The organism is Acinetobacter lwoffii, assembly GCF_024129685.1.
Taxonomy (GTDB): domain Bacteria; phylum Pseudomonadota; class Gammaproteobacteria; order Pseudomonadales; family Moraxellaceae; genus Acinetobacter; species Acinetobacter lwoffii_X.
On record NZ_JAMXXL010000005.1, the window covers coordinates 69,188 to 94,389 of the forward strand.

At 44.9% G+C, this 25,202-nt stretch carries 21 protein-coding genes; 8 read left to right on the plus strand and 13 right to left on the minus strand.

Going from position 1 to position 25,202, the window contains the following annotated elements; genetic code table 11:
• Positions 1–174 precede the first annotated feature (174 nt).
• Both NI464_RS03850 and epmA read left to right on the plus strand, forming a co-directional pair.
• Complete coding sequence (locus NI464_RS03850) at positions 175–1,242, plus strand: 4-phosphoerythronate dehydrogenase (protein WP_253137777.1); 1,068 nt, start codon at positions 175–177, stop codon at positions 1,240–1,242.
• Entirely contained in the window at positions 1,239–2,213 is a 975-nt protein-coding gene (gene epmA, locus NI464_RS03855) for an EF-P lysine aminoacylase EpmA (protein ID WP_004645738.1), read from the plus strand. The genes NI464_RS03850 and epmA overlap by 4 nt, the downstream gene beginning before the upstream one ends.
• 83 nt (positions 2,214–2,296) lie before the next feature.
• Here the strand turns inward: epmA and NI464_RS03860 are convergent, their stop codons facing one another.
• From NI464_RS03860 to ahcY, 6 genes are all read right to left on the minus strand, one after another.
• Positions 2,297–3,532: a multifunctional CCA addition/repair protein gene (locus tag NI464_RS03860; RefSeq protein ID WP_253137778.1), complete on the minus strand. Its 1,236-nt coding sequence runs from the start codon at positions 3,530–3,532 to the stop codon at positions 2,297–2,299.
• A 94-nt stretch (positions 3,533–3,626) separates the two neighbouring features.
• Positions 3,627–5,906: an NADP-dependent malic enzyme gene (locus tag NI464_RS03865; RefSeq protein WP_004280528.1), complete on the minus strand. Its 2,280-nt coding sequence runs from the start codon at positions 5,904–5,906 to the stop codon at positions 3,627–3,629.
• A gap of 140 nt (positions 5,907–6,046) precedes the next feature.
• Positions 6,047–8,923, minus strand: coding sequence for a putative bifunctional diguanylate cyclase/phosphodiesterase (locus NI464_RS03870; protein ID WP_114540826.1), 2,877 nt, complete (start codon positions 8,921–8,923; stop codon positions 6,047–6,049).
• Between the two features lie 177 nt (positions 8,924–9,100).
• A complete protein-coding gene (locus NI464_RS03875) occupies positions 9,101–9,811 on the minus strand; it encodes a 16S rRNA (uracil(1498)-N(3))-methyltransferase (protein ID WP_253137779.1) in 711 nt (236 codons plus the stop codon).
• Between the two features lie 37 nt (positions 9,812–9,848).
• On the minus strand, positions 9,849–10,685 hold the full coding sequence (gene metF, locus NI464_RS03880; RefSeq protein ID WP_253137780.1) for a methylenetetrahydrofolate reductase [NAD(P)H]: 837 nt from the start codon (positions 10,683–10,685) through the stop codon (positions 9,849–9,851).
• 182 nt (positions 10,686–10,867) lie between these two features.
• Positions 10,868–12,250 (minus strand): adenosylhomocysteinase, encoded by a 1,383-nt coding sequence (ahcY, locus tag NI464_RS03885; RefSeq protein ID WP_253137781.1) that lies wholly within the window; start codon positions 12,248–12,250, stop codon positions 10,868–10,870.
• A gap of 229 nt (positions 12,251–12,479) precedes the next feature.
• Here ahcY and NI464_RS03890 point away from each other — a divergent pair, with 229 nt between their 5' ends.
• The gene (locus tag NI464_RS03890; RefSeq protein WP_253137783.1) at positions 12,480–13,058 is read left to right on the plus strand and encodes a hypothetical protein; all 579 of its coding nucleotides are present in this window, start codon (positions 12,480–12,482) and stop codon (positions 13,056–13,058) included.
• A gap of 35 nt (positions 13,059–13,093) precedes the next feature.
• On the opposite strand, the gene NI464_RS03895 is transcribed toward NI464_RS03890, so the two are convergent.
• The 6 genes from NI464_RS03895 to radA all read right to left on the minus strand — a co-directional run bounded on the left by NI464_RS03895 (position 13,094) and on the right by radA (position 18,879).
• Positions 13,094–13,618, minus strand: coding sequence for a tetratricopeptide repeat protein (locus NI464_RS03895; RefSeq protein ID WP_253137784.1), 525 nt, complete (start codon positions 13,616–13,618; stop codon positions 13,094–13,096).
• A gap of 97 nt (positions 13,619–13,715) precedes the next feature.
• A complete protein-coding gene (locus NI464_RS03900) occupies positions 13,716–14,054 on the minus strand; it encodes a DUF3325 domain-containing protein (protein ID WP_180086270.1) in 339 nt (112 codons plus the stop codon).
• Positions 14,051–15,784: a PepSY-associated TM helix domain-containing protein gene (locus NI464_RS03905; protein ID WP_253137785.1), complete on the minus strand. Its 1,734-nt coding sequence runs from the start codon at positions 15,782–15,784 to the stop codon at positions 14,051–14,053. Before NI464_RS03905 ends, NI464_RS03900 begins: the two co-directional genes overlap by 4 nt.
• A 1-nt stretch (position 15,785) precedes the next feature.
• Positions 15,786–16,142 carry a hypothetical protein gene (locus tag NI464_RS03910; protein WP_016807069.1) on the minus strand — a complete coding sequence of 119 codons (357 nt, stop codon included), beginning with the start codon at positions 16,140–16,142 and terminating at the stop codon, positions 15,786–15,788.
• Between the two features lie 222 nt (positions 16,143–16,364).
• Positions 16,365–17,369: a Tim44 domain-containing protein gene (locus NI464_RS03915; protein WP_004731819.1), complete on the minus strand. Its 1,005-nt coding sequence runs from the start codon at positions 17,367–17,369 to the stop codon at positions 16,365–16,367.
• A gap of 118 nt (positions 17,370–17,487) precedes the next feature.
• Positions 17,488–18,879, minus strand: a complete 1,392-nt coding sequence (radA, locus tag NI464_RS03920) for a DNA repair protein RadA (RefSeq protein ID WP_138743374.1) — start codon at positions 18,877–18,879, stop codon at positions 17,488–17,490.
• Between the two features lie 174 nt (positions 18,880–19,053).
• On the opposite strand from radA, the gene NI464_RS03925 reads away from it, so the two are divergent.
• Entirely contained in the window at positions 19,054–19,458 is a 405-nt protein-coding gene (locus tag NI464_RS03925) for a hypothetical protein (RefSeq protein ID WP_004645721.1), read from the plus strand.
• 98 nt (positions 19,459–19,556) lie between these two features.
• Here the strand turns inward: NI464_RS03925 and NI464_RS03930 are convergent, their stop codons facing one another.
• Positions 19,557–20,903, minus strand: coding sequence for an alanine/glycine:cation symporter family protein (locus NI464_RS03930; protein WP_253137786.1), 1,347 nt, complete (start codon positions 20,901–20,903; stop codon positions 19,557–19,559).
• A 319-nt stretch (positions 20,904–21,222) separates the two neighbouring features.
• On the opposite strand from NI464_RS03930, the gene NI464_RS03935 reads away from it, so the two are divergent.
• The 4 genes from NI464_RS03935 to dapF all read left to right on the plus strand — a co-directional run bounded on the left by NI464_RS03935 (position 21,223) and on the right by dapF (position 25,119).
• A complete protein-coding gene (locus NI464_RS03935) occupies positions 21,223–22,626 on the plus strand; it encodes an amino acid permease (RefSeq protein WP_253137787.1) in 1,404 nt (467 codons plus the stop codon).
• A 132-nt stretch (positions 22,627–22,758) separates the two neighbouring features.
• Positions 22,759–22,992, plus strand: a complete 234-nt coding sequence (gene lptM / locus NI464_RS03940) for an LPS translocon maturation chaperone LptM (RefSeq protein ID WP_004645718.1) — start codon at positions 22,759–22,761, stop codon at positions 22,990–22,992.
• 24 nt (positions 22,993–23,016) lie between these two features.
• The gene (gene lysA / locus NI464_RS03945) at positions 23,017–24,261 is read left to right on the plus strand and encodes a diaminopimelate decarboxylase (RefSeq protein WP_253137788.1); all 1,245 of its coding nucleotides are present in this window, start codon (positions 23,017–23,019) and stop codon (positions 24,259–24,261) included.
• 12 nt (positions 24,262–24,273) lie between these two features.
• Positions 24,274–25,119, plus strand: coding sequence for a diaminopimelate epimerase (dapF, locus tag NI464_RS03950; protein WP_004645716.1), 846 nt, complete (start codon positions 24,274–24,276; stop codon positions 25,117–25,119).
• Positions 25,120–25,202: the final 83 nt, after the last annotated feature.

Here is a 25,202-nt window from a genome sequence, read left to right on the forward strand (position 1 = left end):
AAAACCCCAGTCGAAAGATTGGGGTTTTGCTTTTTGAGGCTGTATATGTTGAATATTAAATTCCTCAGTCCTAAACTCAAGGCATAAAATCTTGAAAAATGGACGTGTCGGCCAAATATAGAGTCAGAGGCGCCAACGCGCTATCATACGCCCAAGCATCATATGGATCTCATTATGAAAATTGTCGCAGATGAAAATCTGGCATTCACCGATTATTTCTTTTCCGAATTTGGTGATATTCAACATCGTGCAGGGCGAACCTTAAGTGCAGATGATGTCAAAGATGCCGATAGCCTGTTGGTACGTTCAGTGACTCAGGTTAATGAAGCACTGCTACAGAATAGTTCGATCAAATTTGTGGGCAGTGCCACCATTGGTACAGATCATTTGGATATTGCTGCATTAGAACAACATGGGATTCAATGGAGTAATGCTGCCGGCTGTAATGCGCAAGCGGTGGCTGAATATGTGATTACCGCGTTATTGCAGGTACGTCCTGAATTACTCGATGCCAATGCGACATTTACCCTGGGTATTGTCGGCTTGGGTAATGTCGGAACCCGACTGGCCTACATGGCGAAGCTCTTGGGTTGGCGTGTGCTCGGTTGCGATCCTCTTGTGCAAAGAGAGCAGATTAATCAAGTTGAATTTAATGAATTGCTGCAACAAGCGGATGCAATTTCGATTCATGTCCCTTTAACCATAACAGGCGCATATCCAACCTATCATTTATTTAATGCTGCTGCGTTGGCAAAAATGCAGCCTGACGCAATCCTGATTAATTCAGCACGTGGGCCAGTCATTGAAGAGGCCGCGCTAATCCAGGATATACAGGCGACACACCGAACCGTGATTTTGGATGTCTTTGAACACGAACCGCTGATTTCAGCAGAACTTCTGGATCTAGTAACCTTGGTGACTCCGCATATTGCCGGTTATAGCTTGGAAGGCAAAGCGCGCGGTACTCAGATGATTTATGAGGCTTTTTGTCAAACTTTCGGTTTTGCAGCCAGTAAACAGTTTGAAACCCAGCTGCCTGTCTGTGAGCAGTTTTTTCGGGGGCAGGATTTAAAAATAGCATTGCAACAGCATTTATCCCAAATTTATAACATTGCTCGTGATGATGCCAATCTACGTGCCTGTATCAAAGAAGGTAAAGTCGATCAGCAGGCATTTGATCATTTACGTAAAACTTATCCGCTACGCCGTGAGTGGGCAGCACATGGTGGGCCGAAGGCATGACGATGACGTATCAACCCACTTGTGACCTTCAAGCCATGCGTGCACGGGCGACCTTATATCGTCAAATCCGTCAATTTTTCGCTGAGCGGGATGTATTAGAGGTGGAAACACCGATTTTGTCTCAAGCCGGTGTGACCGATGTGCATTTAGCCTCGGTACAGGCACAGCGCCATGTGCTGGGTAAACTGAATACGCATTATTTGCAGACCTCACCCGAATTTGCTATGAAGCGCTTATTGGCCAGTGGTAGTGGACCCATTTACCAAATCTGTAAGGTCTTCCGCAATGATGAGCATGGACGCAAGCACAATAGCGAATTCACCATGCTGGAATGGTATCGCCCGGGATTTAGCTTAAAAGATCTGATGTTTGAAGTATCGGATTTGCTGAATGTGACTTTGAAAGCACGTTTTGGCGAAATCCGTCCGACCATTCTAAGCTATAAACATGCTTTCATGGATCGTCTGGATCTCAATCCACTTCAAGCCACTTTACAGGAACTGAAAGATTGCTGCCGCCGCGTTGGACTCAATCTGGATTTAGGCGAGGATCGTCTCGGTTATATCGACCTGTTATTTTCACATATGGTTGAACCTAGTCTGGGTTTTGATACTGCAGTATTCCTGACTGATTTCCCCCCTGAAATGGCATCACTGGCCAAAACCCGAACCGATGAAGATGGTGAACTGGTCGCCGCACGTTTTGAATTGTATATCGAAGGTTTAGAATTGGCCAATGCCTATGATGAGCTGATTGATGCCGACGTATTGCGTTCGCGCTTTGAGGCGGATAATGCAGAACGGGCCAAGCTGGGCTTGCATGTCATGCCGATCGATAAATATCTATTGGCAGCTTTACCGAATATGCCGGAATGTTCTGGAATTGCCCTTGGAATTGACCGTTTGTTGATGATTGCAACCAATCAAATGAAACTGGAGCAAGTGATTACTTTTCCGGCAGATATTTCCTGATGGTACTGATCCAATATTTCTTAATTCCTTTTGTGATAAAGAGAAATTAAGCTATTAAAAAAGCACCCGAGGGTGCTTTTTTATTATTCAATCGCTACGGTTTGTTGTGCTTTGAGTTCACCGAGTGCCTGAATCCGTCGTTCAATCAGCATTTCACCAATATCCGGACCCTGAATATCGGCAGGCAGGTCTTGTGCCTTGATGGCGCGTACGGTTTGCATGGCATCGAGGACATATTGTGCTTGTGGATAAGCACGATCTTCCAGACCTAGACGGCCACGTGAATCACATTCACACGCCTGGACGAAAGCTTCGACACGTTCAGGGCGACGTAACACATCCAGACGTTGCAATAATCGCCATAAGGTTCCCGGCTTAAGATTGAAGGCCTGATGGCATTTCAGATGCTCTTTGCACACCGCCAAAGCCAGCTGCTTGGTATACGTCGGCACTTTTAAACGGTCACACAGTTCATTCACTGGCTTGATGCCACGCTCTTCATGCATGATATGTCGCGGTAATTCTTCAACCGGCGTTAAAGCTTTTCCTAAGTCATGCACTAAAACGGCAAAACGTACATCCAGGCTATAATTTTGACGACATGCCTGCTGCAAGGACATCATCGTGTGAATGCCGCAGTCAATTTCCGGATGATATTCAGGTCGTTGCGGAATGCCATATAAGGCGTCAATCTCAGGGAAGAGTACCTTTAAAGCACCACACTCGCGTAATACTTCAAAATACACATCAGCATGACGTTCGGATAAAGCACGGGAAGTCTCTTTCCAGACGCGTTCCGGTGTCAATGCATTTAATTCACCGGATTCAGTCAAGCGTTGCATTAATGCCAAGGTTTCATCGGCAATCACAAAGCCTGCACTCGTATAACGGGCAGCAAAACGGGCAATCCGCAGTACCCGTAATGGATCTTCGACAAAGGCATCGGAAACATGACGTAGAATCCGGTTTTCCAGATCCTGTTGACCACCATAAGGATCATAAACCTGGCCGGCATCATCCATGGCCATGGCATTAATGGTCAAATCGCGACGAATCAGATCCTGCTCTAGCGTAACGCTGACATCGGTATGAAACTCAAAACCATGATAACCGGCGCCAGATTTACGTTCGGTACGCGCCAGTGCATATTCTTCTTTTGTTTGGGGATGTAGAAAAACAGGAAAATCTTTGCCTACGGGCTGATAGCCTAAGTCAAGCATTTGCGCGGGAGTTGCACCAACGACCACATAATCTTTTTCGTGATAGGGGTGTCCGAGCAAATGATCTCGAACTGCGCCCCCTACTAAATAAACTTGCATGAAAAAACCTCTATTCTTACAAGCATCATGCTACAGAATAGAGGTTTTCTCAAGTTAAGAAACGAGGCTGATGCGTCGTTATCTTGTCATTGGCTTAAAGTGCATCTTGTTCCGCTTGCTGGATTTCTGCAACAGTGAGTGCGGTCATGTTGATTACACGACGCGTAGTCGCAGTCGGCGTCAAAATGTGCACAGGTTTCGCAGCACCCAACAGAATTGGACCAATCGTTACGTTGTTGCCTGAAGTTGCCTTTAACAGGTTAAACGAGATATTGGCAGCATCCAGATTCGGCATGATCAGCAAGTTTGCAGAGCCTTTGAAACGTGAATTCGGGAATGCAAACTGACGAATGTTCTCATCCAGTGCAGCATCACCGTGCATTTCACCTTCAACTTCCAGCTCAGGCGCGATTTCAGACAGGATGTCATACACCTTACGCATTTTTTGCGCGCTGGCATCATGCTGGTCTGAACCAAAGCTTGAATGAGAAAGCAGGGCAATACGTGGTGTCATACCAAAACGGCGAACTTCTTCAGCAGCCAGAATGGTCATTTCAGCCAGCTGTTCAGCCGTTGGATTAGTATTGACATACGTATCGGCAATGAACAGGTTACGGTCTTCAAGCATCAAGGCATTCAAGGTAAAGAAAGTGTTATGACCATCTTTCTTGCCAATGATGTTGCTGACGAAGTCCAGGTGAATGTCGTAGCTTGAATATGTACCACACAGCATACCGTCTGCCATACCATGTTTCACAAGCATCGCTGCGATCAGGGTCGAGCGACGACGTGCTTCACGCTGTGCATATTCAGGCGTTACACCCTTACGCTGCATGATGTTGTAGTAATCATCTGCAAACATTTCATAGTTCGGGTTCTTTTCCTGATCGACGATAGTGATATTCACACCATCTTCAAGACGCAGACCCAATTTTTTGATGTTGGCTTCAATGACAGCTGGACGGCCTACCAGAATCGGAATTGCCAAACCGTCATCTACCGCGATTTGAACTGCGCGAAGTACACGCAGGTCTTCACCTTCTGCATAAGCAATACGTTTAGGATCAGATTTCGCCTGTTCAAAGATCGGTTTCATCATGAATGCAGAGTTGTAGACAAACTCAGACAAACGTTGACGATAATGCGAGAAATCCGTGATTGGACGTGTTGCCACACCCGAATCCATTGCTGCTTGTGCAACAGCAGGTGCGATTTCTAGGATCAAGCGTTGATCCAGCGGGCCCGGAATCAGGTATTCACGGCCAAATGATGCCGATTTTTCACCATAAGTTGCTGCATCAGCTTCAACATGTGCCATACGTGCAATTGCATGGACACAGGCAATTTTCATTTCTTCGTTAATAGTGGTTGCACCAACGTCCAGCGCACCACGGAAGATGTACGGGAAGCACAGTGCGTTATTCACCTGGTTCGGATAGTCAGAACGGCCGGTTGCCATGATCACGTCATCACGGACTTCATGCGCATGTTCAGGCAGAATTTCTGGATCCGGGTTCGCCAAGGCAAAGATGATCGGATCTTCAGCCATGACCTTGACCATTTCTTTGGTCAGAATGCCCGCAGCAGACAGACCGAGGAACATGTCTGCGCCTGCAATTACGTCACCAAGCTGAGTAGCTTCGATGTCTTGTACATAGGCTTTCTTAGATTCATCCAGACCTTCGCGATGTGTAGTCAGCAGACCACGTGAATCGGCAACGATGATGTTCTCTTTTTTAGCACCCAGAGCGCAAAGCAGATTTAAACAAGACAGTGCAGCAGCACCCGCGCCTGAAGCCACGATCTTGATGTCTTCAATTTTTTTACCGTTGATTTGTAACGCGTTGAGGAGCGCAGAACCGACAATAATCGAAGTACCGTGCTGATCATCATGGAATACTGGAATATTCATGCGTTCACGCAATTTTTGCTCGATATAGAAACACTCTGGCGCCTTGATATCTTCAAGGTTAATCCCGCCAAAAGTCGGTTCTAATGCAGCTACAATATCCACAATTTTGTCTGGATCATTTTCAGCAATTTCGATATCGAATACATCAACGCCAGCGAATTTTTTGAATAATACGCCTTTACCTTCCATCACTGGTTTAGAAGCCAAAGGACCAATATTACCCAAGCCAAGCACGGCAGTACCGTTGGTCACTACAGCAACCAGGTTGCCACGAGCCGTATACAATGCAGCAGTTGAAGGATCGCGTTCAATCTCAAGACATGGTGCAGCTACGCCAGGCGAATAAGCAAGGGCCAAGTCACGTTGGTTGACCAATTGTTTGCTTGGTGTAACGCTGATTTTTCCCGGGGTAGGAAATTCGTGATAGTAAAGGGCCTGTTGCTTTAAAGATTGTTCGTCCATCAGTCTCTCGATCGTTGTAAAGATTACCCGGTCAGCGGGCAAAGAATTTATTTATGTTCCTGAATATACCATTTGTTAGCCAGTTCGGACAGACAAAGACGGCCGTTTTTCCAACAAACTTATTGTGGTCGGGTATGGACTTAGACTTGAGATATATAAGTCTGATGTGTCTTGTCTCGCACTAAATAAGCGGTTGCATCCTGCTCAGGAAGCGGTTTGGAAAATAAGTAACCTTGGGCAATATCACAGTCTAAATCACGTAGATATTCTAGCTGCTCTTCAGTCTCGATGCCTTCAGCGACCACGGTCATGCCCATGGCTTTACCCATCGCCACCATGGCACTGACAATGGCTGCCTGCTTGTTTTCACCAATCTTGCAAACAAAACTGCGATCAATTTTTAAGGTATCAATCGGAAAATCAGCAAGATAGGAGAGAGAGGAATAGCCCGTACCAAAATCATCCAGGGCAATATGAATATGTCGCTGTTTAATCTCATTCAGCAGGTTTTTGACCGCTTCCGAATTTTCAATTAAAGAAGATTCGGTAATTTCCAGCTCCAGGCTGGCGCCAGAAATCTGGTTGTCTGCAATAGCCTGATCCAGATCATCGAGCAATTGACCACGGCGCAATTGCTGTGCCACGATATTGACTGATACACAAATATGATTAAAGCCCAGATCATTCCATTGGCGAATCTGTTTAGCGGCCTGCTGGATCACTAGGCGGCCAATGTCTGAAATCAGGCTGGTCTGTTCCGCTAAGGGGATAAACAGCCCTGGTGCAATAATGCCTTTTTCTGGATGGTTCCAGCGAATCAGCGCTTCAAAGCCATAAATGCTTTGATCGCTGAAATTGATTTTTGGCTGATAATACACCACCAGTTCATTATTCTGGATCGCTTTACGCAGATCCCGTTCCAGAAAAACCCCTTTGTTCTGTAATGAATGATTTTCACTGGAATAAAAGTGAATAGTATTGCCGCCAAGATTTTTGGCTTCGTTCAATGCCTGTTCGGCGCAATTATTTAAATAATCCAGCTGACGGCCATGATCAGGATAGAATGCCACGCCCATGGACAGGGTAATCACATGATCCTGACCGTAAATATTGAATGGTCTGCTAAAGGCCTGAGCGATGCGTTCACAATGGTGTTGAACTGAAGGGCGAATATGTGAGATTTCATAGAGAATCGCAAAATCATCACCATTTAGATGTGCCACAAATAGCGCTTCTGCATTGGTCATCCGCAGCCGCTGCGCCACCTGGCGTAAAAGTTCATCACCGCCGTTATTGGACAGGTATTCATTTAATGGCCGGAAACGGTCGATGTTAAGCCGAATCACAGCCATCTCTTTAATCGAGTCTTTTTGCGAAACTAGATATTGATGCAGCTGATAATTATAATAAAAGCGGTTCGGTAAGTCAGTCAGCGTGTCATAATTTTCCAGATAGGACAGGCGCTGTTCCTGTAATTTACGTTCAGTCAGATCTGATACGATACCAATATAATGAGTAATCCTGCCTTCATCATCAGTCACGGCATTAATATGCAGCCATAAGGTCGACTCTTTACCAGACAGAAATTTTGCATAAACCTCTCCATCATAAGAGCCAATCTTTTGAATCTGTTTGACAATATTGGCCTGAAAAGTACGTTGCTGGGATTTATTTTGCACTGCAATATCAAATAAGGATTTACCGATAATCTCGTCACGCTCAAAACCGCTCAAGTATTCGTAGTGAGGATTGACATCGATATAATCTAATTCAGGATTCAGAATGAAAATCCCTTCCGCAGCCTGTTCCAGTACACTGGCCACCAGCTTTAAACGTTCTTGAGACAGACGTTCCTGCTGGATATCACGACGGATGCCCACCATACGCAAGGGTTTTTTATTTTTAGGATCACGACTGATCACCCGGCCAATATCATGTACCCAACTCCAGCCACCTTCACTGAGCTTGATCCGGTAAGTGGCATCATAGCGTTCAATCTGGCCACGCAGATGCTGCTTCATATTGCGCTTAAAATAGGCCAGATCTTCAGGGTGAATCAGATACTGTAATTGCAGATGATGATCTTTGGAATCGCGCAGAATCTTTTCGTCTTTATGATTGGTTAAGGTGATGCTGCGCTCTTGAATATTCCAGTCCCATGGCCGAATACCGGCAATTTCATGTGCAAGTTTTAGATTCTGCTGCTGATTCTTCAGGTCATGATTGATCTGTTCAATATCATAGGTACGTTCCCGTACTTTTTGCTCCAGCAATTGGTTACTGAGCTGTAATTGCTGTTCAATATCTTTGGATTTATTGACTTCAGTTTTGAGTTGCTGGCACAGTTCATCAGTCCAATGTACTTGCTGTTCTGCATTTTTCACCAAAATATCATTTTCCGCATACAGACGTGAGGTGCGGCTGTGAATTCGATAACTACTTGTCGCGCACAGCAGAATCACTATGAGCGCAAAGTTTAAGGCCAGACCAAAAAAGGGATTGGAATGACCGACATGGTCAAGCTGCGACAGTAAAAAAGGGAATAAGGACGGCAAAAAGACCAGACAAAAATAGCTCAGTTTCTGGGTCAGGTAGGTCAGGCCAAATGCTTGGCTTACAATCAGCAACAAGGCAGACAAGGTCAGTGCTTCAATATCTTCAAATACAGGATTGGCCTGCGGCAAATAGTAATAAATTGTATAAATACCGGCCGCGATACAGCTTCCGACTGCAAGGCTCTGCATCTGTAACCAGCGGTGCGCGCTTTTCTGATTATATTGTTCGGGTTTGAAATACAGCGTATTCACCAGCCAGCACATGCTGACCAGAAGTTCTGTCAGAATAAACCAGGTATTAAAATACGTATTAGAAGGACTATATTGAATGTGATAAATACAAAAAATATAGAGGCAAATCACCATGATACTGAGCAAAAAATAGCGACTATGGCGAAGCGTATTCGCAATTTGAGCATCATGCAAATGCTGCTGAATATAGTCGTCCTGATTATCAACCATGTGATTCAATGCCTGTATTCATCCTAAACGGTTTTCGTCCTTGTACATTGTTATTATAGAAACTCCAAGAAGTGTGTGAAATCAATTAATAAGTATTTGTTATTCTTTAGTCGAGATTAGATGTCTTAAAAATAAAAATCAACAAAATTAAAGACAAATTTTTACCCATCCGATGAACTAAAGCACATAATTCAAAATTGACAGGGCAACAACAGGAGCAGTTTCGGTACGTAGTACACGCTCGCCGATACACCAGTTGAGAAAACCTTTCTGGTTTGCGGCACTAATTTCTGCCTCACTCAAGCCACCTTCGGGGCCAATCAGCAGGGCAAGATCTAAAGTCGCATCTGCCAGTACATCTGTTTCATCTTTATTGGGTGCTAAAACCAGTTTGGTGTTCGGAAGTTCAGTATCCAGCCATTTTTCAAGTGACATGGGCGCTAAAATTTCAGGCACAATGTTTAGACCACATTGTTCACAAGCCGCAATAGCAATGCCTTGCCAGTGATCCAGCTTTTTCTGGTCGCGATCATACTTTAAACGCATTTCACAACGATCCGAAGTCAGCAGCTGAATTTCGGAAACGCCCAGTTCGACTGCTTTCTGAATCGCATAATCCATACGGTCGCCTTTACTCATCACCTGACCGAGCAAAGCCTGGAACTTTGGTGTGCGATTGGCAGGATTAAATGCATTGACCGAGACGGTGGCTGATTTTTTAGCAACCTCGGTTAAAGTCACGTCATATTCGCCACCCTGTCCATTGAACAGGGTCGCGCTTTCACCGACTTGCGCGCGTAAAACCTTTACCCAATGATGAAATACAGTTTCCGTAAGCTCAAGGCTGACATCAATAGTTAAATCAGCATCTATATAAAAACGTGGCATTGATCGTTCTACTCAAAAAATCGGTGAAATAAAGGGCTTAAGCTAAACCAAGATCGGTGACCAGCTGACGGGTCGGGTCAGTAGTATTCATGGTGTAGAAATGCAAGCTTGGCGCACCACCTGCAAGTAGACGCTCACAGAATTTAACCACAACTTCATGGCCAAAGGCTTTAATGCTGGCAGTATCGTCACCATAAGTTGCCAGTTGCTTGCGAATCCAGCGTGGAATCTCAGCACCGGTACCATCAGCAAAGCGAATCAGGTTACTGGAATTGGTAATTGGCATGATGCCTGGCGCAACCGGAATATCGATTCCTGCTTTCTGGATACGATCTACAAAGTAAAAGTAAGCATCTGGATTGAAGAAGAACTGGGTTAAAGCAGCATTGGCACCGGCCTGAACTTTTTCAACAAAGTGCTGAATGTCTTTTTCAAAGCTTTCTGCCTGTGGATGCATTTCCGGATAAGCTGCGACTTCAATTTTAAAATGATCGCCTGAATGTTCGCGGATAAAGCGAACCAGATCAGCTGCATAAGGTAATTCACCCAAACCCACTTGGCCTGAAGGCAAGTCACCACGCAGGGCAACAATACGGTTAATGCCTTGAGATTTGTACAGGTCTAGAAGTTCAGCAATACGTGCTTTGTCATCGCCAATACAAGACAAGTGAGGGGCAACAGGTGCGCCTTTGCCATTAAAGTCATTGATAGTAGACAGGGTGCGTTCACGAGTGGAACCACCAGCACCATAGGTCACAGAGAAGAACTCTGGATTTAAGAGTTGTAGCTCTTGATGCACAACTTTGAGTTTTTCCGCACCTACATCAGTTTTGGTCGGGAAGAATTCAAATGAAATTGGAATCTGTTTAGACATGTTCAAATCCTTTTTATAAATACTTTTTAATTAGTTTTACCTCTCCTAAATCCTCTCTTGCGCTGAGCTTCAAAGCAGTGCTTTAAGCACGCTCAGGAGAGGATTTACCCTCGATGACATACATTTGGTAATGAATGTTCCCTCTCCCTATGGGAGAGGGTTAGGGAGAGGGTGGAGTTTAATTAGTATTTATAAGCATCAGACTTGAATGGACCTTCAACTTGAACGCCTAAGTAATCCGCTTGTTCTTGAGTCAATTGAGTCAAGACACCACCGAAACCAGCAACCATCGCAGCAGCAACCTCTTCATCTAATTTCTTAGGAAGAAGTTCTACACGAATTTGTGCAGCTTTTTCAGATTCTGGAAGATCAGCAAATTTCTCAGCGAATAAATGCATTTGACCCAATACCTGGTTGGCAAATGAACCATCCATAATACGTGATGGGTGACCAGTCGCATTACCAAGGTTCACCAAACGGCCTTCAGAAAGAAGGATCAGGTAATCATTTTCATTTTCTGAACGATACACCTGGTGTACTTGAGGTTTAACTTCAACCCACTTGTAGCCACGTAGGTAAGCTGTATCAATTTCAGTATCAAAGTGACCGATGTTACAAACAACTGCGCCAGCTTTTAATGAATAAAGCATTGCAGCGTCACATACGTGGTAGTTACCTGTTGTAGTTACGATAAGGTCAGTGTTTTGAAGAAGGTCAACATTGATGTCTTCTTTCTTGCCAGTTTGCACGCCATTTTTGTATGGAGATACAACTTCGTAACCGTCCATGCATGCTTGCATTGCGCAGATTGGATCAACTTCAGTTACGCGTACAATCATGCCTTCTTGACGAAGTGATTGCGCAGAACCTTTACCTACGTCACCATAACCGATCACAAGCGCACGACGGCCAGATAAAAGCATATCTGTACCACGTTTGATTGCATCATTTAGTGAATGGCGACAACCGTATTTGTTGTCGTTTTTAGACTTGGTTACTGAATCGTTTACGTTGATTGCAGGAACTTTTAAAGTGCCATCACGAAGCATTTCGTACAGACGTTGAACACCTGTCGTTGTTTCTTCAGTTACACCGTGAATTTTTTCAATCACTTCTGGGTATTTTTCATGAACAAGTAGTGTTAAATCACCGCCATCGTCAAGAATCATGTTGGCATCCCAAGGCGTGCCATTTACATTGATTTGTTGTTCAAGACACCACATGTATTCTTCTTCAGTTTCGCCTTTCCAAGCAAATACAGGAATGCCCGCAGCAGCGATTGCAGCAGCAGCATGGTCTTGAGTCGAGAAGATGTTACATGAAGTCCAGCGAACTTCTGCGCCTAATTCAACCAGTGTTTCAATTAAAACAGCTGTTTGAATGGTCATGTGGATACAGCCGAGAATTTTCGCGCCTGCAAGTGGTTTTGCTGCCGAGTAGCGCTTACGCAGACCCATTAGGGCTGGCATTTCAGCTTCAGCAAGTTTAATTTCTTTACGGCCGTAATCAGCAAGTGAAATATCAGCAACTTTGTAATCTGTAAATGAAGCAGTAACCGCGTTCATCAGGATCTCCTAGGAAAAAATAGATTGGATCGTTCTGTTCGCGGATGCCGTTGTTGATCAGAATGAATGTCTGACCGATGGTCGAGCCTAGCGATTTTACATTTAGTGCCTGTAAAACGTCGCAGCATCCCTCGACTAGCGCAGTATTGTACTTGGATTTAAAGTGATAGCCAAGTTATATAAAATCCGATACAAATACATTGACTTAAAAATATACTAAGGAAGAAGAATGGATGACTTAGAGGAAATTACAAAATCCATCGATGTGCTGATCCAAGATAAACCACTGGATTTCCTTGGACACTGTGAGCTAAAAACTGGGTGTAAATTATTGATCATAGATTTACTTATAAATTTTAATAGGTTGGAGGTGCATCTCAAGAGGCTCGTAACATATGTAGAAATACCTACATATAAGGATGAAGTGAGAACCTTACCTTTGTCACAGCTTATAAATGTGAAAGAATTACATAAGCATTTGAATGGTGAAATAATTTATTTATTGGGGAAAGTTGAGAAGAACTTATTTGTTAGAAATTTAATTGCTCATTCAATTCCTACACTAATAAAGGATAAATATATCGTTTTCTTATCTCATGATATTAGTGAATTAAAAAAAATACGCATCAATGCGAAGAGGGAGGATTATAAATATGCAGAAACAGAGAGAACGCAAGCCTTATTAAAATTGAAAGAAAAAATAGATCATAGTAATTATAGTGTTATGAGGCTTAATGATTTGATTGGATTAAATGAGCTTTTAGATTATTTAATAAAGGAAATAGAATTTATTGTGAATCATATATGATAATAAAAAGCCCATCATTTGACGGGCTTTTCGTTTTATTTAGCTTCTTGCTCGGCAGCATGCGCTTTTTGGGTCCAGAACTCAGCTAGTTCCTCATCGCCATCTACACCTAAACCATTGGCATAAATAAAAGCAAGATCGCGCATGGCCTGAACTTCACCCCACTCCGCAGCCTGTTTAACTAAAGCAATCGATTTTTCTACATCTTTTTCAATCACATCACCGCGACGGTAGAAACCGGCCAGCTCTAAAGTCGCAGCAGGGTGCTTCTCGATATTGGCCTTGCTTAACCAGTAATAGGCTAACTCAAAGTGAGCTTTAGATTCTTCCGGATCTTCTTCTGCTAATTCTTTGGCATACACGGTGTAACCTTCACCTAGCCAATACATTGCATCCACCAGACCGCCATTTGCTGCTTTTAAAGCCCATTCTTCAGCAAGAATGATGTCATCATCATGCTCGCTTTGCATATACAGTTCAGCCAGTTCAAATTGCGCTTCAGCATTGCCGGCTAAGGCAAGATTGGTCAGGGCAGCAGGGGGAGAAACACGCTGGGTCATATCAACATCTCAAAAATATTGTGTGTAGACTAAAAGGTTTAAAGCAAAAAAGCCAATCCGAAAGTCAGCTTTTTAAAGAGATTGGTCAATCAAATGATTAGATCAAGCAAAGAATCCCTGAGATCGAGGCGATGAACACACAGAACATTACGATCACTTTAATTCTACTTGCCAGATAACTCAGGCTTAAGCCGACCACCAGTGCTGCAAAAGTCAGACTACCCAGCCAGTAACTGATCATATTGCTGATAGCTCCTGTACACAGGCACAGAATCAGGGCGAGTATGAGCAATACCCAACCGAGAATAGTCGCAAGTTGTGTTTTTGCAGGGTTGAGTTCTGTGTCAAAAATTTGTTTTTGATGTTTGGACATCGACGTTGCAAGCGCAAAGAAACCCAGTGAAGTTAAAGCCCAAATCAGTAAGAAAAACATCATGACTGATTCTCCTTGAGAGCAACCTTGGCTTTTTTAGGCGACAAGCCTTTATGGTTTTTCACTTTTTTAAATGAAAACCAGAACAAGATCGCAAGCACCCACATCGCTAGATCAAAAGAAGCAATGACCCATTGACCATGCATAATGGTGTTCCAGATCGCCTGACCGCCGGTCAGAAAATTGACGATTGGGAGTAAGGCAAATGCGGTAGTGGCAAGCAGTAATAGTTCCAGCCAAGCCTGACGATGAGTGCGAATCATGGCATACAGTAAAGTCAGTAACCAGACAATAAAGAAGCTACGTATTTCCCAGTTCAGACGCATGTCCATGTCTGCCGGAATAAAACGGTTGGCATAGAAATAGGCAGCACAGGCAATCGGTAAACCAATAATGGCAGCGATATTGGTGACTTCCACAAGACGATAACCAAACGATTTATAGCCTTGTTTCTGTTGCTGTGGTGCACGTTTGACACACCATAGAATCAAGCCGGTGGCAATCATCAAGGTACCCACCACACCTGACATGAACAATAACCAGCGTAAAGCCAGATCTACGCCCCGTGCTTCATGCAGTGCGGTGAACACGTTATAGATACCATTTGCGACTGAAGGCATTTTCAGTGTGGTTTGATCTGGCTTTAATTCACCTGTTACGCCATTAAAAGCAAGGCTCGGATAAACATTGCGATAAGCTACGCTGACTCCGTTTAAAGCACGAAGTTCAATTTCAGCTTTTAGGGTATTTGGCTGGATAATAGTTATCGTACCCACCGGGTTATTTTTCCATTCGTTATTGGCTGTTGCCAAGATCGGAGCCAGATCGGTTAACGGTGCAGGAGATGCAATTTGCATTTCATTATGAGAGCGGCGACCTTCACTGCGTGCAGACATTTCACCGCGCTCGCCACGATTTTCTCTCTCAGCTTGCGGTCGACGTTCTTTACTCTCACTATGGCTTTCACGGGATTCAGCCTGAATACTGTTGTCTTGAACCAAACTCTTACGTTGATCCTGAAGGAAAGCACCACGATTTTCATAAATCTGGTTTACGCCCCAGGGCATGAGGGTAAAAAGCAATAATAATAAGCCACTGAAGGTAATCATGATGTGAAAGGGCAGGGCAAATACCGCAGTAGCATTGTGTGCATCCAACCATGAACGCTGACCTTTGCCGGGACGGAAAGTAAAAAAATCCTTGAAAATTTTCTTATGGGTAATGACACCGCTGATGATTGCCACCAGCATGAGCAGGGTCGCAACGCCGACCATCCAGCGCGCCCAGATTCTTGGCAAACCATACAATTCAAAGTGGAAACGGTATAAGAATGAACCACCGCGTGTTTCACGCGCTTGCAAAACTTCGCCGGTGGCGCTGTCAATCGTCACGCGGGTACCGCCACGACGGGCACGCGGATCTTCGCCGGCACTACGAATAGTCAGGGTGGTAGTATTTTGGCGTGAGTTAGGAAGCTGGATTGCCCAGCTGCCAGCATCCGGATGGTGCTGTTGCAGATAAGCCAGTGCCACACGGGTTTGTTCGATTTGAGTCTTTGGTGGAACTGATTGATGAAATTCCGGTTTCATCCAGACGGTAATTTCGTTCTGGAAAAAGCTTAAGGTTCCGGTCAAGAAAATCGCATATAAAAGCCAGCCTAAAATCAGACTGGCCCAGGTATGCAACCACGACATCGACTGGCGTGGACCTTCGGGTTTTGCATCTACTCTCATCTCAATTTCCTAAAAGCTTATAGGCGATATAGAGTAAAACACCGGGAATCGCGATCCCGAGCGTAGCTTTGAGCGTCTTATTCACCATAAATACCCAGATAAATGCAGCAGCATTCAAGCTAAAGCCAATCAGGGTGGCGGACATGGCTGCACTGCTTCCACTGTCGATAAAAAGCTGGGCAATCACGATCGTTGCCAGTGTAGCCAGTAGATAACCGCCAGCACCCGCCAGAATAAAGCGATATAAAATCATCCCACGATAAGCCAGCATACTTGCTTTGACTTTATTTTTGCTTGATGGTTTCGGTGCAGTAACTGTTCCAGTCGCTATGGCTTGCATATTCGGACTATTCATCATCGAAAATTCTATTTACAAACTTATGAAGTAATTAATGATAATGATAACAATTATTGTTTAGATTTTAAATATGGGTTGTTGAACTATTTATATGAAAAATAAGTAAAACTGGAAGTTAGGTTAAAAAAGAGAGGGGGAAGGGAATTAAAAAAGATCAAAATGTAAGGCTTGAAAATAAAAACAGCGGCTCGAAGGCCGCTGTCTAAACTTCATTTTTCACGATTAGTCTTGCTGAATACCTGCAACCACCCAGTCCTGATTTGAACCTGCTGGTTTGGTGAAATGCCAGATTTCTGCGAACGGTTGCGGCAAGCTGTTCAAGTCTTCGCTTACCGTACCTGTAAAGCGTACGCTGACAATATACTGGCCATTGTCAGTCGATGAGTCGACGACCATCGCATTCAGATTTGAAAACTCGGCAACATCCTGATCCTGATTGCTCATGATGTCGTTATACATTGACTGATAAAGTTCAGGAGTCAGATAACGCTGAATTTCAGAAATGTTGCTTGCTGTATTCATGGACTGAATATGGTTAAAACGCTGACGCGCTACACGCAAGAATGCTGCAGGTTCAGTACCATCCGGTAACTGGCTGCCACTTTGGGTATAAGCTGCACCAAAAGGCGCGTTATTTACCGGAGCAGAACCGAACGGAGCATTGTTGCTTGACGTTTGACCACCCACATTCTGACCAAAAATATTGGTACTGTCACCACCGCGAGGTGCAGTCGGTGCCTGACCAAAAGGTGCTGTATTACCAGCACCGCTATTTGGTGCGTATGGGTTAGAAGCTACTTTTTTTTTTGCGCCCATCTTACGGAAAATGAAGAAGGCAACAGCAGCAGCAAGAAGAATCCAGATCCAGCCTGGAATACCACCTTTTTCCTCTTCGGCTTGAGCAGCCTGAGCTTCAGATGCTGCTACACTTTGATCATCCGCCAAGGCATTGGCAGCAACTGCACCAATCGCAGCACCGGCTACACCCGCGGCAACCATGCCGCCGACACCCGGACCGGATTTTTGCTGGGTTGCAGCACCGGCAACTGGCGCTTGTTGAGCAGGCGCAGCTTGACGAGGTTGTTGATAAGATTGAGTAGGTTGTGCAGAACGTTGCATGCCGTGACTTTTACCGCCACCGGCACGTTTTGCTTCAGCTGCAAAAGGCGCAACCAATAAAACTGCTGTCAAGATACCTGTGATCAAACCGCGCTGTCGAACTTCCATTCATTTTTCCTATGAGAATAAAACCTGTTTGTACAGTCTATTTATATAGACTTTATGTGGAATTTCAATCAAAAATCTGTATTTTTTTGCTCTTTGTACGAAATGAGCCGGTTTACAGTTAATTGAGTTCATCACTCAGCGCCATTGCCTCGCTCAAGGCTTCATGTAAACGCGCAACTGCAATAATTTGCACGCCCTCGATGGATTTTTGCGGTGCATTGCCGCGAGGGACAATAATGTATTTAAAACCATGTTTAATCGCTTCTTTCAGCCGTTCCTGACCGTTCGGCACAGGGCGAATCTCTCCAGACAGTCCGACTTCCCCAAAAACCGCCAGCTGTTGCGGTAAGGCTTTGCCACGAATGCTGGAAGCGCAGGCGAGAAGTACCGCCAGATCCGAACCTGTTTCGGTAATTTTCAATCCACCGACAATATTGACGTAAACATCCTGGCCGGAGGTTTGCACACCACCATGCCGATGCATGACTGCAAGGAGCATATTTAGACGGTTCTGATCCAAACCAAGCGCTACGCGTCTTGGTTGGCCATGTGCATCATCGACCAGTGCCTGAACCTCAACCAGTAGCGGGCGCGTACCTTCGCGGCTGATCATTACAATCGAACCGGGAATCGCTTCATCATAACGGCTTAAAAAGATGGCTGAAGGATTGGAAACTTCGCGCAGACCTTTATCGGTCATGCCGAACACACCGAGCTCATTGACCGCACCAAAACGGTTTTTGACCGCTCGGATCATCCGGTAACGTGAATCCGACTGGCCTTCAAAATACAGCACACAGTCCACCATATGTTCCAGTACACGTGGGCCGGCCAGTGCGCCTTCTTTGGTTACATGACCGACCAGAAACAAAGACGTGCCACTATTTTTGGCAAAACGGGTCAACAAGGCCGCTGATTCACGAATTTGTGAGACACCACCTGGTGCAGATTGCAGGGTTTCGGTGTACAGGGTTTGGATCGAGTCCAGGATTGCCACCGCAGGACTTTGCTGGGCCAGTACTTCACAAATACGTTCGACGCAGGTTTCTGCCATGACTTTGAGCTGGTCGGTCGGCAGATCCAGACGCTGGGCACGTAAAGCCACCTGAGACAAGGATTCCTCACCGGTCACATACAGGGCCGGATTTTTGGCAGATGCCATGTGTGTGGCTGTTTGTAGCAAGATGGTAGATTTACCAATCCCGGGATCACCGCCGATCAGGACCACCGACCCGGTTACCAGTCCGCCACCCAAGACCCGGTCAAATTCGCTGATACCCGTTGGTAGACGGGTTTCATGAGAGACTGAGACCTGATTTAAAGTCGTGATGCTGGACGCCTGGCCTGCATATCCACCACCGATTTTTGGCTGGGCGCGATGCGTCACTGCCGGTGCAATGGTCACCTCAACCAGGCTGTTCCATTCCCCGCATTCAGAACACTGCCCCGACCATTTTGGATGATCGGCACCACACTGTTCACAACGATACACACTTTTTGCTTTAGCCATATTTGAAGATGTAGCGATTGAAATTGAGTGACAGCATAGCGGTGAATGCTATAGAAAACCAAGCCTTTCACCTGAAAAATCATGGTTTTTACGACAAGGCTTGTCGTTTTTATTTATGCTGATTTGAATGCTATGCGTCAACGCCGTCTATAATGCCCATCTAGTTATGCTGGAATGGAACAGATCTTGTCACAATTGCTGAAACATATTGATGCGATCGCACGTGAAAAAAACCGTGATGTGCTGTTTGTGCATTTTGATCATTATGTACATCCAGATCGGGACGCAAACTCGGTTCGCCAAATGTTGATCGGCTGGCTAGAGCAACAGGGCATTGTCTATATGCCGTGTTTAGGTGTGGATCAAACCGTCCATAGTGAAATCTACCTAGGTGGTCTTTATCTGGATGTACCTTTTGATCTGCATCATAAAACCTATCAAAAATTGAGTGGATATCTGGAAGATGAACAGGGCAATATGAAAATTAAAGGCATTCAGTTTTTTGTTTTATCTTTAGGACTAGCGTTGGAACTTGAATCTGAGTGGGACAAGCTGGCTTGTAGTGGTTTACGTTGCTAAATTTTCATGATGAAGAATGGAAAAGATGAAGCATAAAAAGCCACGATTAACGTGGCTTTTTACTATTTGAATTGAGTAGTTAAATAATAACTTATCAATTAATAAAGTTCACCAGATTTACGTCTTGCAATGAAGTCTTTCGATTCTTTGGCAATGACGCCAGACAGTAATAATAATGCGATTAAGTTCGGAACCGCCATCAGGCCGTTAAATGTATCGGCGAATAACCACACCAAATCCAGAGTCGCAACACAGCCGATAAACACGGTAATGATATAAAAAATACGATACGGCAGTACGAATTTTTCACCAAGTAGATAGGTGGCACATTTTTCACCGTAGTAGCTCCAGCCTAAAATGGTGGAATAGGCGAAGAAAATAATCCCGAAAGTCACCATCCAACCACCGACACCCGGCAGCAGTTTGTCGAACACACCGATAGTCAGTACCGCACCGGTTTGATCCCCGAATGAATTACCGGCCATGATATAACCCATTACTAGGACAATACCGGTAATTGAACAGACAATAATGGTATCAATGAAGGTACCGGTCATAGACACCAGACCTTGACGGGCTGGATGATCGGTTTTTGCCGCTGCAGCAGCAATCGGCGCAGAACCCATGCCGGCTTCGTTGGAGAATACACCACGTGCCACACCATAACGAATCGCCGCACCAATTGCACCGCCCACTGCGGCTTCTCCAGTAAAGGCATAGGTGAAGATGATTTTAAGCGCAGGAACGACCAGTTCGAGATTATTAAAAATGATAATTAATCCCCCTGCCACATAGCCTATAGCCATAATAGGAACAATCAGTGACGCTGCTCTGGAAATCGATTTAATCCCGCCCAAAATCACCAGTGCCGAAAAGACAGTAATAATAATACCTGTCATCCAGGTTTCGATGCCCAAGCTGTTTTGCACTGCCAATGCTACGGTATTGGACTGTACGGAGCTGCCGATCCCAAAAGAAGCCAGTGCCCCGAACAAAGCGAAAATCAGTGCCAGCCATTTCCATTTCAGACCCCGCTCGATGTAGTACATCGGACCACCGGACATTTCACCTTTCTCATTTTTCACTCGGTATTTGACTGCCAGAACACCTTCGCCATATTTGGTCGCCATACCAAACAGGGCAGTCATCCACATCCAGAACACGGCACCTGGACCACCGAGGACACAGGCAGTGGCTACGCCAGCAATATTACCGGTACCAATCGTGGCAGAGAGTGCGGTCATGAGTGAAGCGAATTGGGAAATATCACCTGAATGGTCAGGATGCTTGCCAAAGACCTGTTTAAAGGCTAGGGGCAACATGCGGAACTGCCAGAACAATAAACGGAAGGTAAGGAATATCCCGGTACCAACAATCAGTACCAGCATATAAGGGCCCCAGACCCAGCCGCTTAAAGTTTCCATTAAACTTTGTAAATTTTGCATAAAATTCTTCTTATTGATCCATGTCTGTGTAGTTCGAGGTATTGATTAAAAAGCAATTGCTATGCCAGATGCATTCATCCTAAATGCATAAATTGGCTGAATAGTGTTTTATTTTTTACACAGTTTTAAAAATTTGACAAGAAATTACTGGAATCTTTCAGGTCAAAAATAAAGCAAAAATGTAACTGGAGAGCGATATAAGAAAAATAAATTAACTTCTTCAATTAATCAGGAAATACAAATGATGCAAATTTTATTTTTGTATTCAGCATTTTTTACGTTAATTTGTCGCGAGTAAAACTCAAAGTTGTAATTAATAATGTCAGAAAAATATAACAATTCATCGGCAGAGCACGGTGAATTAAAGCGGAGTTTGTCCAATCGGCACCTACAGTTAATTGCCATTGGGGGCGCCATTGGAACCGGCCTGTTTATGGGTTCGGGTAAAACCATCAGTCTCGCAGGTCCTTCGATTCTGGTGATCTATATGATCATCGGTTTTATGGTCTTTCTGGTGATGCGTGCATTGGGTGAGCTGTTACTCTCCAATTTACAATATAAATCATTTATTGATTTTGCCACGGATCTGATCGGGCCTTGGGCCGGATACTTTGTTGGCTGGACCTACTGGTTGTGCTGGATTACCATCGGGATCGCGGATCTGTCAGCCATTATTTACTATCTGCAATTCTTCAATAATGGCTTGCCCTTTAGCCCTGAAGAAGGCGTCATGATCAGTGTTGCCGCGATTGTGTTTATCATGGGCTTGAATCTGGTCACGGTAAAACTGTTTGGTGAAATGGAATTCTGGTTTGCCCTGGTCAAAATTATCGCCATTGTGGTGCTGATTGCCGTTGGTCTGTGGATGGTGTTTACTGGCTTTACCAATGATGTTGGTACGGTCGCATCCTTTAGTCATATCTGGGAGCATGGCGGTTTGTTCCCAACGGGTGCCATGGGCTTCCTGGCCGGTTTCCAGATTGCCATCTTTGCCTTTGTGGGGGTGGAACTGGTGGGGACTACCGCGGCTGAAACCAAAGATCCGGAAAAGAACCTGCCAAAAGCGGTGAACTCTATTCCGATCCGTATCATTATTTTCTATGTATTGGCACTGCTCATTGTGATGTCAGTAACTCCATGGAACCAGATTGACCCGAATGTTTCGCCCTTTGTAAACCTGTTCAGTCAGGCTGGCATTGCAGCGGCTGCGATTATCATGAACCTGGTGGTATTGTCCTCGGTGATGTCATCGATGAACAGTGGCGTATTCTCAACCAGTCGTATGCTGTTTGGCCTGTCGCGTGAAGAGCAGGCACCGGTTGCTTTTGGTCGCTTGAATCGTCGCGCAGTGCCTGCAAATGCCCTGTATTTTTCTGCGGTGTGTTTGTTGCTGGGTGCAGCACTTCAGTATTTTGTTCCGGATACCGTTCGGGCCTTTACCTTGGCCACGACTTTATCCACGATTCTGTTTATTTGTGTCTGGATCATCATTATCTGGAGCTATATTGTGTATTACAAAACACGTCCAGAGTTGCATGCTAAATCGACCTTTAAGCTGCCAGGTGGATTAGTGACCTGTTGGATCGTGATTATCTTCTTCCTGAGCATGATCGTGGTCTTGGCGCTGGAAGAGGATACTCGCCAGGCACTGATGATCAGTCCGATCTGGTTTGTCCTGCTAATCATTGGATATTTTGGTTTCTATAAACAGAAACATAAATAAACCTTATCAATAAAAACGTCAGCGATCTGCTGGCGTTTTTTTTTGTCTAAAGATACTCTCTAGCGTTTAACGCTTGGGTCATGCCGAATGATCGCGTTATACTTCATCGAAACTATTACATTAGGTGGTCAGATGCGCCAAGTCATTTGCTACATCAGTATCTTAGCGACAGGTCTTGCTCTTGCAGGTTGTGGACAGTCAGGTGCTTTGCACTTGCCGAATGATCCGAATTACGACAAGCGTGCCAAGTATCTGTTATACAAAAATACTGAAACTGAGCCTAAAGCGTCCGATGAAGAACGCGAGGCACCTGTGCAACAACAGTTTGCTGCACCTACCGATTCAGACGTTAAAACCACACCATAACGCTTTCACAGAAAGGATACCTTCATGAGTTTCACCCGCATTAATGGGGTATTGCACGCTGAGCAATGTTCATTACAACAGCTCGCGGAGCAATTCGGCACACCACTCTATGTTTATTCTAAAGCCACTTTGGAAAAGCATTTTTTAGATATGGATCGTGCTTTTGATTTTATCCACCATCAAATCTGTTTTGCGGTAAAGTCCAACTCTAATCTTGCGGTATTGAATGTATTGGCCAAACAGGGTGCCGGTTTTGATATTGTGACCGGTGGTGAATTGGCGCGTGTGCTGAAAGCCGGTGGTGATGCATCGAAAATTGTATTTTCCGGTCTGGGTAAAACTGAAGCGGATATCAAAAAAGCTTTAGAAGTCGGGATTGCCTGCTTTAACGTCGAATCGTATGCCGAGCTGGATCGTATCCAGAAAGTTGCGGCTGAATTGAATGTCAAAGCGCCGATTTCCTTGCGTGTGAATCCGGATGTCGATGCCAAAACCCATCCTTATATTTCAACCGGCTTAAAAGAAAATAAATTCGGTATTCCGTCTGATAGCGTGTTTGAAACTTATCAATATGCAGCGTCATTGCCAAATCTGGATGTGGTTGGGATTGACTGCCATATCGGTTCACAGCTGACTGAAACCCAGCCATTTGTGGATGCACTGGATCGTGTCATTGTGATGATCGACCAGTTAAAAGAGCTGGGCATTCACCTCAAACACATCGATATCGGCGGTGGTCTGGGTGTGACGTATAAAGATGAAACCCCGCCGTCGGTTGAAGAATATGCCAATGCGCTACGTCCAGCTTTAGAAAAATTGGGCTTGAAAGTGTATATGGAACCGGGACGTAGTATCTCTGCCAATGCAGGTGTGCTGCTGACTAAAGTGGATCTATTAAAACCAACGAATCACCGTAATTTCGCGATTATTGATGCTGCGATGAATGACCTGATTCGTCCTGCTTTATATGAAGCATGGATGGACATTCAATCTGTTACACCTCGTACCGATGTCGAAACGAAAGAATGGGATGTCGTGGGCGCAATTTGTGAAACTGGTGATTTCCTGGGTAAAGAGCGCGAGCTTGCGATCAAGGAAAATGATGTGCTGGCTGTACTTGGCGCTGGTGCATACGGTTTTGTGATGAGTTCAAATTACAACAGCCGTGGACGTGCTGCTGAGGTAATGGTCGATGCTGATCAGGCACATTTGATTCGTGAACGTGAGACGATTGAATCACTTTGGGAACGTGAGCGTTTATTGCCTTAAGGATAAATCAGGATGTTATTAGAATTTACCAAGATGCATGGTCTGGGCAATGACTTTATGGTGGTTGATCTGATCAGCCAGCGTGCTTATTTAGACACTTTGACCATTCAGCGTTTGGCCAATCGTAACTTTGGCATTGGTTTTGATCAACTCTTGGTGGTTGAGCCACCCGATGTCCCAAGTGCAGACTTTAAATATCGGATTTTTAATGCCGATGGTTCAGAAGTGGAACAATGTGGCAATGGCGTGCGCTGTTTTGCCAAATTTGTACATGATCGTCAGCTCACGACCAAAACCAAAATCAAGGTACAAACCAAATCTGGTATTGTAGAGCCGGAATTGGGTGCGAATGGTTGGGTACGGGTCAATATGGGTTATCCAAAATTTTTGCCTCAGGAAATTCCATTTGTAGCTGATGCGCCGGAGAGCCTGTATGACATCGATCTTGCTGGTGGTGAAAAGCTGACCATTGATGTGGTCAATATGGGGAATCCACATGCGGTGACAATTGTACCGGATGTGATCGCTGCTGATGTCGCACGTATTGGTCCACAAGTTGAATCACATGCGCGCTTCCCGGCACGAGTCAATGCTGGCTTTATGCAGATTATTGATGAAAAACATGCACGTTTACGTGTGTACGAGCGTGGTGTAGGCGAGACCTTAGCTTGTGGTACAGGTGCCTGTGCTGCCGCAATTTCAGGTATGCGCCGTGGTCTGCTGTCGAGCAAAGTGGAAGTTGAACTGGCAGGCGGCAAGCTGCAAATTGAATGGAAAGAAGGTGATGTGGTCTGGATGACCGGACCAACGGCGACCGTGTATGAAGGACGTCTGGATTTACGTTATTTCCAGGGTTAAGCTTGGTTCCGCTTGAGAAAAAAGCACTGTCTGATCGATGGTGCTTTTTTTATGCTAGGATGGGAAAAACCGTAGAATTTGAA

What these genes read in the sequence shown, in the direction of transcription:
- NI464_RS03850 (WP_253137777.1), top strand. Translation starts at nt 175, where the DNA reads ATGAAAATTGTCGCAGATGAAAATCTGGCATTCACCGATTATTTCTTT.
- epmA (WP_004645738.1), top strand. Translation starts at nt 1,239, where the DNA reads ATGACGATGACGTATCAACCCACTTGTGACCTTCAAGCCATGCGTGCA.
- NI464_RS03860 (WP_253137778.1), bottom strand. Translation starts at nt 3,532, where the DNA reads ATGCAAGTTTATTTAGTAGGGGGCGCAGTTCGAGATCATTTGCTCGGA.
- NI464_RS03865 (WP_004280528.1), bottom strand. Translation starts at nt 5,906, where the DNA reads ATGGACGAACAATCTTTAAAGCAACAGGCCCTTTACTATCACGAATTT.
- NI464_RS03870 (WP_114540826.1), bottom strand. Translation starts at nt 8,923, where the DNA reads ATGGTTGATAATCAGGACGACTATATTCAGCAGCATTTGCATGATGCT.
- NI464_RS03875 (WP_253137779.1), bottom strand. Translation starts at nt 9,811, where the DNA reads ATGCCACGTTTTTATATAGATGCTGATTTAACTATTGATGTCAGCCTT.
- metF (WP_253137780.1), bottom strand. Translation starts at nt 10,685, where the DNA reads ATGTCTAAACAGATTCCAATTTCATTTGAATTCTTCCCGACCAAAACT.
- ahcY (WP_253137781.1), bottom strand. Translation starts at nt 12,250, where the DNA reads ATGAACGCGGTTACTGCTTCATTTACAGATTACAAAGTTGCTGATATT.
- NI464_RS03890 (WP_253137783.1), top strand. Translation starts at nt 12,480, where the DNA reads ATGGATGACTTAGAGGAAATTACAAAATCCATCGATGTGCTGATCCAA.
- NI464_RS03895 (WP_253137784.1), bottom strand. Translation starts at nt 13,618, where the DNA reads ATGACCCAGCGTGTTTCTCCCCCTGCTGCCCTGACCAATCTTGCCTTA.
- NI464_RS03900 (WP_180086270.1), bottom strand. Translation starts at nt 14,054, where the DNA reads ATGATGTTTTTCTTACTGATTTGGGCTTTAACTTCACTGGGTTTCTTT.
- NI464_RS03905 (WP_253137785.1), bottom strand. Translation starts at nt 15,784, where the DNA reads ATGAGAGTAGATGCAAAACCCGAAGGTCCACGCCAGTCGATGTCGTGG.
- NI464_RS03910 (WP_016807069.1), bottom strand. Translation starts at nt 16,142, where the DNA reads ATGATGAATAGTCCGAATATGCAAGCCATAGCGACTGGAACAGTTACT.
- NI464_RS03915 (WP_004731819.1), bottom strand. Translation starts at nt 17,369, where the DNA reads ATGGAAGTTCGACAGCGCGGTTTGATCACAGGTATCTTGACAGCAGTT.
- radA (WP_138743374.1), bottom strand. Translation starts at nt 18,879, where the DNA reads ATGGCTAAAGCAAAAAGTGTGTATCGTTGTGAACAGTGTGGTGCCGAT.
- NI464_RS03925 (WP_004645721.1), top strand. Translation starts at nt 19,054, where the DNA reads ATGGAACAGATCTTGTCACAATTGCTGAAACATATTGATGCGATCGCA.
- NI464_RS03930 (WP_253137786.1), bottom strand. Translation starts at nt 20,903, where the DNA reads ATGCAAAATTTACAAAGTTTAATGGAAACTTTAAGCGGCTGGGTCTGG.
- NI464_RS03935 (WP_253137787.1), top strand. Translation starts at nt 21,223, where the DNA reads ATGTCAGAAAAATATAACAATTCATCGGCAGAGCACGGTGAATTAAAG.
- lptM (WP_004645718.1), top strand. Translation starts at nt 22,759, where the DNA reads ATGCGCCAAGTCATTTGCTACATCAGTATCTTAGCGACAGGTCTTGCT.
- lysA (WP_253137788.1), top strand. Translation starts at nt 23,017, where the DNA reads ATGAGTTTCACCCGCATTAATGGGGTATTGCACGCTGAGCAATGTTCA.
- dapF (WP_004645716.1), top strand. Translation starts at nt 24,274, where the DNA reads ATGTTATTAGAATTTACCAAGATGCATGGTCTGGGCAATGACTTTATG.